The organism is Gordonibacter urolithinfaciens (assembly GCF_900199375.1).
In the GTDB taxonomy this organism is placed as follows: domain Bacteria; phylum Actinomycetota; class Coriobacteriia; order Coriobacteriales; family Eggerthellaceae; genus Gordonibacter; species Gordonibacter urolithinfaciens.
Map to the genome: position 1 here is coordinate 1,435,509 of NZ_LT900217.1, position 12,805 is coordinate 1,448,313.

The following is a 12,805-nucleotide window of genomic DNA, read 5'->3' on the forward strand; positions in this document are numbered from 1 at the left end:
CTTGGGAAGGCGGGCCTTGTGCTGCTCGGCGGCCTGCCCACTCCGCACCTCCTACCCGTCCCCGCCGCGAACCGAAGCGCTACAATGGGTGGACAGCCCGCGCGCGGAGGGAGAGGCCCATGAACCTGCTCGACTACTTGGCGACGGAGTTCGCCCCGTTCGAAGAGAAGCCGTTCAACCCGGTGGACTCGGCCGTGCTGTCGCAGTTCTGCATGGTGCGTGCCGAGGGGGTGGTGCCGGCGCTCCGCGAACGCTCGTCGTTCCTCGACCTGGGCACCATCGTGGAGAACCTGCTATCGCCCACGCGCAAGGCCGTGCGCTTCGCCGACGCGCTGCGCGCCGAGCTCTACCCGACCATGTTCACCGGCCTTGACCCGCAGATGGTGAAGGAGAACCTGCTGGCACTGGCCGCCAGCCCGCGCTTCCGCGACATGCGCGTGCGCGACTACCTGAGCCTGTTCGACACCGACCGCCAGACGCAGTTCGCCGCCATGACGTTCGTGTATCGGAAGGACTTCGCCTACGTGGGCTTCCGTGGCACGGACACGTCGTTCACCGGCTGGCGCGAGAACTTCAACATGGCCTACACCGCCCCCGTCCCCGCCCAGGAACAGGCCGTGCGCTACCTGCAAGCCGTCGCGCAGCGCGCGCCGAAGCGCGTGTACGTGGGCGGCCATTCGAAGGGCGGCAACCTGGCCGTGTACGCGGCGCTCAAGGCGCCACCCGCCGTGCAGCGGCGCATCGAGCGCGTGTACAGCCACGACGGTCCCGGATTCAAGGCGGGCACGTTCGCGCCCGCCGATTGGGCGCCGCTCGAGGGCCGCATCCACCGCACCGTGCCGCAGGACTCGGTCGTAGGCCTGCTCATGGAGTCGCCCGTACTGCCGCATGTGGTGAGGAGCACCGCCAAGGGGATAGACCAGCACAGCGTGTTCTCGTGGGAGGTCGCGGGCGATGACTTCGCATACCTCGATGGGCTCACCGACGGTGCCCAGCTCGCCGATGCCGTGCTCACGGAATGGCTGGCACGGTTCAACGACGAGGAGGCGGCCGTGGTGGTGGACGCGTTCTTCCAAGCGGTGGAGTCGTCAGGCGCCCGTGACGCGTCCGACCTGCTCTGCGGCGGCTCGAAGGCGCTCGCTCTTGTCTCGGAGGCCGCCAAGAACATGGACCCCGGCGCCCGCTCCACGCTGCTCGCCGCGCTGAAGCCCCTCACCGAGATCGTCGCGCGGCACCTCGCGCAGGGCGTCTCCGTGCTCTGGCCCGGCTCGCGAGCACCGTCTCGGCCGCGGGCTGCGGAACGCGGCGAGGACGCCTAGCTCCAGCGGACGAACACGCCCTCCAGGCTGCGGCAGCGCAGGGCCGTGGCCACACGGGGTGCCAGCTGCCCCGCCAGCCGGCGTACATAGGCACGGGCAGCGCCGTCGTCAACGGCGAGCTCGGCGCAGACGGCGTTCGCGGCGTCCTCCAACTTCCGCGCCAAGGCATGCGGGGCGCTCCCTGCAAGCCCTTCGGCGATACGCGCGCAGCCCGCCTCGTCCAGCTGCAGGCTGCGCACATCGCAGCCTGCCAGCACGCAGCCGACGGCGTTCGCGGCAACCGGCTCGAACAGGTTGAGTATCAGCTCGCCGTACTGCGGGTGCACGGCGCGCAGCAAGCGCCGGCACCGCGCGACGTCAAACTGCTGCAGGAAACGGTTCTCTATCAGCAGCCGCTCCAGGTAGGCGTTCACGTAGTCCACGCCTTGCAGCGACTCCGGCACCGGCTGAGCCAACGGGTAGTCGATGTCGGCCGGCACCTCATGTGCGAAGAACCGCGGCACGTAGCGCGAGGGGAACCCGCGCAGGCTCTCCAGCGTATCCTTGAGTGCGATGCTCTCGAGCAGCGGCGTGCCCAGGCACACGTCCCTCCACAGCACCTCGGTGCGCGCAGCCTCGCGCTCGACGCGCGCCACGGCTCGCTCGAAAACGGCTTCCGGGCCCTCATCAGCTATTTGCCGCACGAGGGCTGCGTCGGGCCGAGGGTCGTCGGGGTCTATGCCCATCACAAAGCATGCGGAGGCGAGCAGCCGATGAGCGTCGTATTCGGGCAGCGAGCTGCTCTCCCCCATCGTGTAGAGCGCGACCTGCTTCGCGAGCACCTGCCAGAGCGCCAGCTGCACGTATTCGACAGAGGATGCGGCACGGGCCGGTTCGTCGCCTGCCGATGCCGTGGGACCCAGGCCGTGCGTGCGCTCTCCGGCCTCGGGCGGGGTACCTGCACCGCGCGCGCCGGCAACCTGGCACGCCTCGTCGTCCACAGCCTCGTCAGCCGAGGGACGAGCCCCCGATGCGGCTGTTGGAGTCGAACCCGATGCGGTACAGATCATGGTACCCGTCGTAGAAGCCGTCGGCGTACTCGTTGCCGGGGCGCTCCCACCGCTCGTCGTCCAGCACGCGGCTGAACTCATCCCGCACGCGTTCCCCGGCTCCGTCATGGGCAGCCTCCTCCTCGAATGTCTCGGCCTGCGTCTTCTCGTCGTATTCGCCCGTCCGGCCGCGCGCTGCATACGTGCGCAGCGTTGGGACCGGAACATCGGCCAGAAGCTCCGCCGACCCTGCCGCCTCGCCATCGAACGCGTGGCGCAGCGCTTCAACCAGATCGTCATCGGCTATCGGTTCACCCGCCGCCTCGGCGTCCTCCTTGCGGCGGTAGAACACGTCCTGCACGTCGGCGATTGCCTCGGCATAGTTCTCCTGCGAGAGGTAAGGCGAATCGCAGAACCCGCGCACCAGCTCGCGCACCACCCCGCGCCCGAACTCCACGCGCCCCGTCGCGCGCAGCGCCTCTCCGCGACGCTCGACCAGCTCCATCATCTGCGGCTCGGTCAGCCGCAGCCCATGTTTCGCCGTCGCCTCGTTGCAGACGGCCAGATCCTCCCGCGCAGCGGCCCGTTGCAGCTGTGGCGGTATTGTCAGATCGAAACCCATGCGCATCACCTCGCACAGGGTTATACCGCGAACCCCGTGCACATGCACGACTCGACTTTTCGCCCGTTTTGTGGTATTATTTCCCCAGATGAAAGCGGAGAATTAATGAATCCTCCGCTTTTTTGACGTCCTAAGCGAACCCGTGCGCCGCAGCCTTAAGCCGCAGGCATCTCGAGCGCTTCCACGGTCTTGCCGCTCAGCACGAACTTGAGCGGCTTCCTCGATACGGTTGCGATGAGGCCCTTCCCCTCCAGCTCTTGCAAGTACCGGCGCGCCGTCTGCGTGCTCACCTCGAGGTTCCCGGCGATATCCTTGAGCGAGGCCTCGGAAAACGCGCCGAACAGGTGGAGCTGGGCCATGACGAACAGCACGTTCACAGCCATGTCGGTAAGCTCGCATTCCGATGCTAGCCGCCCCATGCACGCGCAAGCGGCGTCGAGCTGCATCCGCTTCAGCTCGATGCTCTCGATGAGCGAGTCTTGTGCCAACCTGATCAGCTCTATGATCTGCATCACGAAGAAGGTGGCTTCAGCATGGTTCATCGGACGTTCGGTCACATCGAACGCTTTGTAATACTTGCTCTTGTTCTCCGCGATCACGCGCGAAAGGGAAAGCACCGTCGTCTCCGACAACGGCTCGCTCAAATAGAGCGCCAGCAGATACCGCCCCGTCCTTCCGTTGCCGTCGTAGAACGGATGGATGTACTCGAACAGGAAATGCGAGAGGATAGCCGAATATGTTTGCGGGATGTCGGGCGAGGCAACCAGCTCGATCATACGGTCGATCATCTCGACGATCTTGCTTTCCGGACCCACTCCCGTGTGAAGCGTCTTCTGGCTCGCCGACTTCACGTCCACGAGCCCGGCCCGGAACAGCTTCCCATCCGGCAGATCCCGGTCATCGATGGCGTCGGCCACCACCTTGTCGTAAATCGCCCTGATGTCGGCAGGTGTTTGAGGGTACACGTGGTTCGAATCAGTGAGCTCCAGGTAAAGGCTGGCAAATTCCCTGAACCGCTTCGCCTCCTTCGTCGGCCGCTTCGCCTCCGCGCTTTCGAGCGCCTCCTCGATCTGCCTCCGGGAGCTGTGGACGCCTTCCATCTCGTTGGTGAACATGATCTCGTCCATGATGAGGCTGCGCAAGTACGCCCACCGCGCGATACCCGGCAGATCGCGCCAGAGCTGGGACACTTTGCGCTCCGCCCGAAGCATCTTCTCGTTGAGGAGAGACAGCTCGCGCGGCGTTGCCAGGAAGAGCTCCCCCGAGGACAGCTCGATGCCCGTGCGGAATGAGGCGGGGTTGTTGAGCCGCCTCTCAGCCTCGGCCTTCACATGCTCGACGCGCTCGGACGACGAGTCGGAATAGAAAAGTTTTTCCAGCGTTGGGTAGCCGCTCATATACTGATCCTGCCCGATTGTTATCAAATACAAGCGTCATTGTACTACCCTATTTGATCAAAATCGCGATTTCTATCAAATAGCGACAGGGAATCGGTTTCTATTTGATACCTTTCCGCACCTGTGTCACAAGAACCATTCGAGGTGGCCGCAGTCTTTGCAGACGAGGACCGTGGCGCTCCTGTTCGCCCAATCGAGGTCGAGGAACGTGAGGCCCATCGTGTTGAGCTGCGCCGACCGCTCGTCGAACGCGGTGCCGCCGCAGTGCGAGCACGCCACCTGCCTGCCCGCGAACTCGTAGCCGTCATCCCCGCTCAGCCCGCGGTTGAAGCTTTCGAGAAAACCCATTCCGCACTCCCTTCGCCGGAGTCTCGCCTACTTCTTGAGTATCCGCTTCAAATACGCGGTATCCAGCAGGTTCACGGTCTCGAACGTGCCCTTGTAGAACACGGCCCAGTTGTTGAACACGCAGGGCAGGTCCTTCGCCGTTTGCAGCGAATCGACCTGGATCAACGTCAGCGGGACATCGTTCTCCTCGCAGTACCGCTGCACCGCGGCGATATGCCCGGGCACGTAAGGGCACTGGAAATCGTAGTAGATCGTCAGCTCGTCGCGCTCGATCCTCTGCGCCTTGGCGCGCGGCGCGAACGCCGGCACGGTGCCGTCGAACGACAGGGCGAGCAGCTCGTACCCGTCGTCCGTGGCGTCCACTGCCTCGAAGCCGAACTTCTTCGCGAACGATTGGTCGGACAGCCACGACTTCTGCTTCTTCGAGCCCAGCATGCACACGCCCGACTTGCCCTGCTCGCGCGCATCGGCAAGGCAGTACTCCATGAGCGCGCGCCCGTACCCCTTCCCCTTGGACGCGCCCAACACCCAGAGGCAGTACACGTACAGGTAGTTGTCGCCCACGATGGGAACCCACGCCGTCTCAAGCGGGGCGTACTCGATGAACACCGGGTCCTTCACCTGCAGCTTGCGGAACACGTGGCCCTCGCGCAGCCGGTCGGCCAGCCATCGGCGCTTCGCCTCGACGCCCGGATGGGGCTTTTTGACGCGGATGAGGCAGGAGAGGTGCTCGTCGGCGAGGTTCTCCGGCGTGAGGTTGACGAATTCGGGCTCCATGGGCATCCCGTCCTTTTCAATCGAGAAAGCGGCGCGCCCCGAAGGACGCGCCGCTCGAACGTCCCCAATGGGGACGCTTAGTCGGTGAAGTAGCCCACGCCGCCTTCGAACAAGGGCTGGAACAGGTCGCCGGGGACGTTCCGGTACAGGCCCGCGCCGCGGCGCTCGCTGTGGCCCATCTTGCCGAGGACGCGGCCGTCGGGGCTCGTGATACCCTCGATGGCCCAGGCGGAGCCGTTGGGGTTCACGTCCAGGTCCATGGACGGCTGGCCGTCCGCCCCCACGTACTGCGTGGCTATCTGGCCGGCGTCGCGCAGCTGGGCGAGCAGCTCGTCGCTCGCAACGAAGCGGCCCTCGCCATGGCTCACCGGCACCGTGTGCACGTCGCCCACCTCGCAGCGCGAGAGCCACGGCGACAGGCTGGACGCCACGCGCGTGCGCACGAGGCGGCTCTGGTGGCGGCCGATGTCGTTGAACGTGAGCGTGGGGCAGCTCTCGTCCATCGGGCGGATGTCGCCGAACGGCACGAGGCCCAGCTTCACGAGCGCCTGGAAGCCGTTGCAGATGCCCAGCATCAGGCCGTCGCGGTTCTGCAGCAGGTCGCGCACCGCTTCCGTCACCGCGGGGGCGCGGAAGAACGCCGTGATGAACTTGGCGGAGCCGTCGGGCTCGTCGCCGCCGGAGAAGCCGCCCGGCAGCATGATGATCTGGCTGTTGTTGATGAGCCGCACCAGCTCGGCCGTGCTCTCGGCCACCTTGTCGGGCGTGAGGTTGTTGATGACGAACGTGTCCACCACGGCCCCCGCCTGCTCGAAGGCGCGCGCGGAGTCGTACTCGCAGTTGTTGCCGGGGAACACGGGGATCACCACGCGCGGACGCGCGATGGTTCCGTTGTAGGTGAGGGGCGTGGCGCTGCCGAAGGACACCGGTTCCACGCGCTCGCCCTCGGCGCGGTACGGGAACACGGGCTCCAGCTGCGATTCCCAGGCCTCTTGCAGGTCGGCGAGGGAGATCGTCTCGCCGCAGGCGGCGAACTGGTAGGCCTCCGCCGTCTCCCCCAGCACGTCGACGCGCACAGCATCGCCGGCGGCGGGCACTGCGGCGTCGTCGGCCAGCTCCACGAGGAAGCTGCCGTAGGCGGGAGCGAACAGCTCGTCGGCCGTCACGGCTTCGTCCAGCGTCAGCCCGATGCCGTTGCCCACGCACATCTTGAACAGGGCCTCGGCCGCTCCGCCGTAGCCGGGCGTCGACACGGCGAGCGCCGCGCCCTCGCCGATGAGGCGCTCCACAACCGCGATGGCCTCCAGCAGCCCCGCCGCCTCGGGCACCACGCCGTCGTAAGCCGCGGGAGCGATGCGCGCCACCCGATGGGCGGCTCCCTTGAACTCGGGAGACGTCACGCGGTCGATCGATCCCACGGCCGTCGCGAACGACACCAAAGTCGGCGGCACGTCAAGCTGCTCGAAGCTGCCGGACATGGAGTCCTTGCCGCCGATGGCCCCCACGCCCAAGTCGACCTGCGCCATCAGCGCGCCCAGCACGGCTGCGGCGGGCTTGCCCCAGCGCTCGGGCTCGTCGCGCAGCTTCTCGAAGTACTCCTGGAACGTGAGGTACATGTCCTCGCGCGCGAAACCGGCGGCCGCCAGCTTCGCCACGCTCTCCACCACGGCGACATACGAGCCCACGAACGGGTTCGCCGCCGTGAGGTACGGGTTGAAGCCCCAGGCCATGCCGCTCACCGTGGAGGTCTCGCCGAACACGGGCAGCTTCGCCACCATGGCCAGCGCCGGTGTCAGCTGGCGCGCGCCGCCGAACGGCATGAGCGCCGTGGCCGCGCCGATGGTGGAGTCGAAGCGCTCCGACAGGCCCTTGTTCGAGCACACGTTCAGGTCGCGCACGAGCGCGCCCAGGCGCTCGGCCAGCGTCTCGCCCTCCCACGTGCGCTCGTAGCCGCCGCCCGGCACCACATGCACGTCCTGGTGCTTGGCCGCGCCGTTGCTGTTGAGGAAGTCGCGGCTCACGTCCACGATGGTGGAGCCGTTCCACTCCATGCGCACGCGCGCCTCTTCCGTGACCTCGGCGATGGGCGTGGCCTCGAGGTTCTCCTCGTGCGCGAGCGCGATGAACGCGTCCACGTCCTCGGGCGCGAGCGCCACGGCCATGCGCTCCTGGCTCTCGGCGATGGCGAGCTCCGTGCCGTCCAGGCCCTCGTACTTCTTCGGCACCTTGTTCAGATCGATGAACAGGCCGTCGGCCAGCTCGCCCACGGCCACGGACACGCCGCCCGCGCCGAAGTCGTTGCAGCGCTTGATCATGCGGCATGCGTCGCCGCGGCGGAACAGGCGCTGGATCTTGCGCTCGACCGGCGCGTTGCCCTTCTGCACCTCCGCGCCGCACGTCTCGAGCGATTCCAGCTTGTGCGCCTTCGACGATCCCGTGGCGCCGCCGATGCCGTCGCGGCCCGTGCGCCCGCCCAGAAGCACGATCACATCGCCCGGGGCCGGCGTCTCGCGCCGCACGTGGTCGGCCGGCGTCGCACCCACCACGGCGCCGATCTCCATGCGCTTGGCCGCGTAGCCGGGATGGTACAGCTCGTTCACCTGGCCGGTTGCGAGCCCTATCTGGTTGCCGTACGACGAATAGCCCGCCGCGGCCGTGGTCACCAGCTTGCGCTGCGGCAGCTTGCCGGGCAGCGTCTCGCTCACGGGCACCAGCGGGTCGGCCGCGCCGGTCAGGCGCATGGCCTGGTACACGTAGCTGCGCCCGGAAAGCGGGTCGCGGATGGCGCCGCCCACGCAGGTGGCCGCGCCGCCGAACGGCTCTATCTCGGTCGGGTGGTTGTGCGTCTCGTTCTTGAACAGGTAGAGCCAGTCCTGCTCCTCGCCGTCAACGTCCACTTTCACCTTCACGGTGCAGGCGTTGATCTCCTCGGACTCGTCGAGCCCGGTGAGGATGCCCTTCGCCTTCAGCCAGCGCGCGCCGATGGTGCCCATGTCCATGAGGCACACCGGCTTCTCGTCGCGGCCCAGCTCGTGGCGCATGGCCAGGTACTTCTCGAAGGCCGCCCGCACGGCCTCGTCGTCGATCCGCACGTCGTCGAGCACCGTGCCGAACGTGGTGTGGCGGCAGTGGTCGGACCAGTAGGTGTCGATCATCTTGATCTCGGTGATGGTGGGGTTGCGCCCCTCCTCCGCGAAGTACCGCTGGCAGAACGCGAGGTCGGCCAGATCCATGGCCAGGCCGCGGTCGGCGATGAACGCCGCGAGCCCCGCCTCGTCCAGGTCGAGGAAGCCCTCCACCGTCTCCACCATGGGCGGCACGGGCTGCTCCATGCGCAGCGTCTCGCGCGGCTCGAGAGAGGCCTCGCGCGCCTCGATGGGGTTGATCACGTAATGCTTGATGGCGGCCACGTCCTCGTCGGCGAGCGGGCCCTCCAGCAGGTACACCTTCGCGCTGCGCACCTCGGGACGCTCGCCCTGGCTGATCAGCTGTATGCACTCGCTGGCCGAGTCGGCGCGCTGGTCGAACTGCCCGGGCAGGTACTCCACCGCGAACACGGCCGCGCCCTCCACCGCCGGCATCTCCAAAGTGGCCACGTCGGACTGCGGCTCGCTGAACACCGTGGGCACGCACTGGGCGAACAACTCGTCCGAGATGCCCTCCACGTCGTAGCGGTTCACCAGGCGCAGGCCTTCGAGCCGCTCGATCCCTAAGATGTCGCGCAGCTCGTGGGCGAGCTGCTGCGCCTCCACGTCGAAGCCGGGCTTCTTCTCAACATACACGCGAGAAACCATGAAGAATCTCCCTTACTTTTTCGAACCCTTAGGGGACTGGCTCTTTGCGGCATCGGCCGCGGCCTTGGCGTTCGCCTTGCCGCGCTCGAACGCTGCGTTGCCCTCGCCGCCATCGGCAGCGTCGGCCTCCTGCTTCTCGGCCTTGGCCTGCTCGGCCTTCGAAAGGCGGAAGCCGCTGCCGAACAGGCCGCGCTTCTTCGGCTTCTCCTCTTCGGCGGGAGCCTCGGCGGCTTCGGCCTTCTGGGCCTTCTGGGCGGCCTTCTGCTGCTTCTCCAAAGCGCGCTGCTCCTTGGACTTCGAAGCCTCCATCTGCTCTTGATAGGCACGGCGCACCTTGCGGATCTTCGAGAAGTCCACGTACAGGGCGCCGATGATGCAGACGTAGGCCGCGCCCAGCATGACGTAGCTCACCGCGTCCGGGAACCACGAGCGGCCCACCCACGACAGCGCCGTGGCCGCGATAGCGCCGATGAGCAGAGCCCACCAGATCTTGCGCAGGCGCTTGTACTGCGGCGTGGGCGGGTTGTAGTACTTGCGGTCGAGATCGCTCTGCTTCTGGCGGGCCACCTTCTTCTCGGCCTTCTTCTGCTGCTTCGTCTTCTCTTTAGGCTGCACGCGCACCGAGGCGGCCGCCTTCGACTTCGGCTTCATGGCCGCTGCGCTCTTGCGCGTCTGACCGCGATGCTCGTCGGTCTGGTAACGGTCGTTCATGGGGTTGCGTTGGGACATGGTATGTTGCTCCTTGTTGAATGCTTTTGAACTTCGCAGGTCTGGCAAAGTCAGCGAGAGGCGCTGAGGTGCCCGAGATTGGCGTGAAAGCTTCGCGAAGCGTGCTTGCGCACGTGAGCAAAGCTTGGAGCGCCAAGATCGGGTGCCTCGGCGCCTCGCAGCGTCGAGGAGTTCCGTTTGCCGCTAGGCAAACGGAACGAAGGACCGACCGGTGATCTTCTCGTAGGCCTGGATGTACTTCTCGCTCGTGCGATCGATGATGTCCTGGGGCAGGCGGGGCGGGTTGCCCTGGCGGTCCCAGTTGGCGTTCAGCCAGTCGCGCACGAACTGCTTGTCGAAGCTGGGCTGGTCCTTGCCCTCGGCATACTCGTCGCCCGGCCAGAAGCGGGACGAGTCGGGGGTCAGCACCTCGTCGGCAAGGATGATCTGGCCGTTCAGACGTCCGAACTCGAACTTCGTGTCGGCGATGACCACGCCGCGCTCGGCCGCGTGGTCGCGTGCCGTCGTGTACACCTTGAGGGCCAGGTCGCGCAGCTGGGAGGCGTCGTCCTCGCCGATGATCTCCACGAGGCGCTCGAAGCTGATGTTCTCGTCGTGGTCGCCGATCTCGGCCTTCGTCGACGGCGTGAAGATGGGCTCGGGCAGCTTCGACGAGTTCACGAGGCCCTCGGGCAGCTCGATGCCGCACACGGTTCCCTGCTTCTCGTACTCTTTGAGGCCGCTGCCGGCCAGGTAGCCGCGCACGATGCACTCGGCGGGGAACATGTCGGCCTTCTTCACCAGCATGAAGCGCCCGCGCAGGTAGTCGGAGTACGGCTTGAACTGCTCGGGCAGGTCGGCCACGTCGGCGGATATCAGGTGGTTCTCCACCACGCCGTCCAGGAGCTCGAACCAGAAGCACGACAGTTGCGTGAGCACCGCGCCCTTGTGCGGGATCTCGTCTTCCAGAATGTAGTCGAACGCGGAAATGCGGTCCGACGCCACCAACAAGAGCTTGTCCCCCAAGTCGTAGAGGTCGCGCACTTTGCCTTGCGCGTCGGGCTTGATGTCCATTCCGGTCATGCTGCTCTGTCCTTTCATCGACACGCCGCGCGCTCTCCTCGGGCCGCAGCGTTTTTCATGCGCGCCTCATTATCGCGCAGTTTGGCTATCTATGCCCCTTCGGGCGCTGTTTTTCTTTGCCCTTCGCAACCTTCGGCACCTTTGCCTGCTTGGGCTTCTGCTGGCGCGCCTTGGGCGTGCGGCCCTCGTCGTACAGCGGGATGTGGATGGTGAAGCAGGCGCCCTCGTCCTTGCGGCCCTCCACCTGCACCCAGCCGCCGTGTCGGTCGACGATCTCCTTCACCACGGCCAGGCCGATGCCCAGGCCGCCGCTCTCGCGGTTGCGTCCGGCATCGGCGCGCCAGAAGCGCGAGAACACCATCTTGCACTCCTCGGGCGAGAGACCGATTCCCGTGTCGCGCACCGCGATGGAGGCCATGAGGTCGCCCCGCTTCACCTGCACGGTGATGTGGCCGCCCTCGGGCGTGTAGCGAACGGCGTTCGAGATGAGGTTGGCCGTGGCCTGGCGTATCATATCGGCGTCGCCCAGCACGCGCACGCCCTCGTCGGCCTGGTACTCCAACGTGAGGCCCGAGTCGGTGACGAAGGCGTCGTGCGTGGCGATGATGCCGCTGATGAGCTGGCCCACGTCCACGACCTCCTCCTTCATGGGGTTCGCGCGGTTCTCCAGGCGCGAGAGCTTCAGCAATGAGTCCACCAGGCGGCTTAGGCGCTGCACCTCCGAGTTCACCGTCTCCAGGTGCTCGGGGTCGGCCTCGAACACGCCGTCCACCATGGCCTCCACCGTGGATTGAATGGCCATGAGCGGCGTGCGCAGCTCGTGCGCCACGTCGGTGGTCAGGCGCCGCTCCAGCTCGCGGTCCTTCTCCACCGAGTCGGCCATCTCGTCGAACGTCTCTCCCAGGCGTGCGATCTCGTCCTCGCCGTGCAGATCGGTGCGGGCGGACAGGTCGCCTTCCTTGATGGCCTTCGCCGTCTTGGTCATGCGGTTGATGGGGCCCACCAGGTTGCGGGCGAACAGGAAGCCGATGCACGAGGCCAGCAGGATGGCCATGGCGGCCGCGAAGAACATGGCCTGGTAGGACTTGTTGCGGAACTCCTCGTCGGTGGAGCGCAGCAGCGTATCGGAGCCGAGCACCCACACGCTCACCGAGCCCACGGCCTGGGTCATCTCGTTGTCGGGGCTCTTCACCTCGATGGGCACCGTGACCATCTGCTCGGGCTTGGCATGCTTGGGCACGAGCGACACCCCGCCGGCGGCGTCCTCGCCATTCTCGACGAGCGTGGAGTCGAACACAACCGACTGCTCGCTGTTCGCGGGCACCGTGTTGTCCACGACGCGCATGCCGATGCTCGGCGTGACGTTGACCATGTAGCGCGCGGGCGCGAGCGTCTGCGCGTCGAACGTGCCCGACTTCTCGTAGTTCGCCGCGATGTCCTTGGCCACTGACTCGGCGGTCGACACCATGTTCTCGCGCGTGTACGTTTGGAAATGCTGCTCCCACACGAACGACACCACGCCGATGGCCACCAGGGCGGTCATGGCCGCGATGAAGGCGAACGCCGCCGTCACGCGCGTCGTATACGACAGGTTGTCCCAACCCGGGCGCTTGCGCTTGCCCGCACCGGCGTCGTCCGCGCCCGCCTTGCCGATGGGTCCGGTCGTCGCCGAGTCTTGCACGCTTCGCTCCTCCTGCACGGTTATGCGCTCACGCTCGAGGCGCTCACG

At 66.6% G+C, this 12,805-nt stretch carries 10 protein-coding genes; 1 reads left to right on the forward strand and 9 read right to left on the reverse strand.

All coding sequences use genetic code 11. From position 1 onward, the window contains the following. Positions 1-119: 119 nt before the first annotated feature. Entirely contained in the window at positions 120-1,319 is a 1,200-nt protein-coding gene (locus BN3560_RS06260) for an Mbeg1-like protein (protein WP_096227431.1), read from the forward strand. Here BN3560_RS06260 and BN3560_RS06265 read toward each other — a convergent pair. The 9 genes from BN3560_RS06265 to BN3560_RS06305 form a co-directional block, all read right to left on the reverse strand. Next, positions 1,316-2,299, reverse strand: a complete 984-nt coding sequence (locus tag BN3560_RS06265; protein ID WP_096227432.1) for a DUF6179 domain-containing protein — start codon at positions 2,297-2,299, stop codon at positions 1,316-1,318. The two genes, BN3560_RS06260 and BN3560_RS06265, sit on opposite strands and share 4 nt — an antisense overlap. Before the next feature lie 7 nt (positions 2,300-2,306). After that, entirely contained in the window at positions 2,307-2,969 is a 663-nt protein-coding gene (locus tag BN3560_RS06270; RefSeq protein ID WP_123649821.1) for a DUF6323 family protein, read from the reverse strand. A gap of 155 nt (positions 2,970-3,124) precedes the next feature. Continuing rightward, a complete protein-coding gene (locus BN3560_RS06275) occupies positions 3,125-4,366 on the reverse strand; it encodes a Fic family protein (RefSeq protein WP_096227434.1) in 1,242 nt (413 codons plus the stop codon). 126 nt (positions 4,367-4,492) lie between these two features. Next, a complete protein-coding gene (locus tag BN3560_RS06280; protein WP_096227435.1) occupies positions 4,493-4,714 on the reverse strand; it encodes a DNA-binding protein in 222 nt (73 codons plus the stop codon). Positions 4,715-4,741: 27 nt separating this feature from the next. After that, positions 4,742-5,491: a GNAT family N-acetyltransferase gene (locus tag BN3560_RS06285; RefSeq protein ID WP_096228606.1), complete on the reverse strand. Its 750-nt coding sequence runs from the start codon at positions 5,489-5,491 to the stop codon at positions 4,742-4,744. A 77-nt stretch (positions 5,492-5,568) separates the two neighbouring features. Next, the gene (locus BN3560_RS06290; RefSeq protein ID WP_096227436.1) at positions 5,569-9,285 is read right to left on the reverse strand and encodes a phosphoribosylformylglycinamidine synthase; all 3,717 of its coding nucleotides are present in this window, start codon (positions 9,283-9,285) and stop codon (positions 5,569-5,571) included. A 12-nt stretch (positions 9,286-9,297) separates the two neighbouring features. Further along, positions 9,298-10,014 (reverse strand): hypothetical protein, encoded by a 717-nt coding sequence (locus BN3560_RS06295; protein WP_227114993.1) that lies wholly within the window; start codon positions 10,012-10,014, stop codon positions 9,298-9,300. A 183-nt stretch (positions 10,015-10,197) separates the two neighbouring features. Beyond that, on the reverse strand, positions 10,198-11,076 hold the full coding sequence (locus BN3560_RS06300) for a phosphoribosylaminoimidazolesuccinocarboxamide synthase (RefSeq protein ID WP_096227437.1): 879 nt from the start codon (positions 11,074-11,076) through the stop codon (positions 10,198-10,200). An 85-nt stretch (positions 11,077-11,161) separates the two neighbouring features. Next, a complete protein-coding gene (locus BN3560_RS06305; protein ID WP_224767959.1) occupies positions 11,162-12,757 on the reverse strand; it encodes a HAMP domain-containing sensor histidine kinase in 1,596 nt (531 codons plus the stop codon). Between the last annotated feature and the right edge of the window lie 48 nt (positions 12,758-12,805).

What these genes read in the sequence shown, in the direction of transcription:
- BN3560_RS06260 (WP_096227431.1), top strand. Translation starts at nt 120, where the DNA reads ATGAACCTGCTCGACTACTTGGCGACGGAGTTCGCCCCGTTCGAAGAG.
- BN3560_RS06290 (WP_096227436.1), bottom strand. Translation starts at nt 9,285, where the DNA reads ATGGTTTCTCGCGTGTATGTTGAGAAGAAGCCCGGCTTCGACGTGGAG.
- BN3560_RS06280 (WP_096227435.1), bottom strand. Translation starts at nt 4,714, where the DNA reads ATGGGTTTTCTCGAAAGCTTCAACCGCGGGCTGAGCGGGGATGACGGC.
- BN3560_RS06285 (WP_096228606.1), bottom strand. Translation starts at nt 5,491, where the DNA reads ATGGAGCCCGAATTCGTCAACCTCACGCCGGAGAACCTCGCCGACGAG.
- BN3560_RS06295 (WP_227114993.1), bottom strand. Translation starts at nt 10,014, where the DNA reads ATGTCCCAACGCAACCCCATGAACGACCGTTACCAGACCGACGAGCAT.
- BN3560_RS06270 (WP_123649821.1), bottom strand. Translation starts at nt 2,969, where the DNA reads ATGGGTTTCGATCTGACAATACCGCCACAGCTGCAACGGGCCGCTGCG.
- BN3560_RS06275 (WP_096227434.1), bottom strand. Translation starts at nt 4,366, where the DNA reads ATGAGCGGCTACCCAACGCTGGAAAAACTTTTCTATTCCGACTCGTCG.
- BN3560_RS06300 (WP_096227437.1), bottom strand. Translation starts at nt 11,076, where the DNA reads ATGACCGGAATGGACATCAAGCCCGACGCGCAAGGCAAAGTGCGCGAC.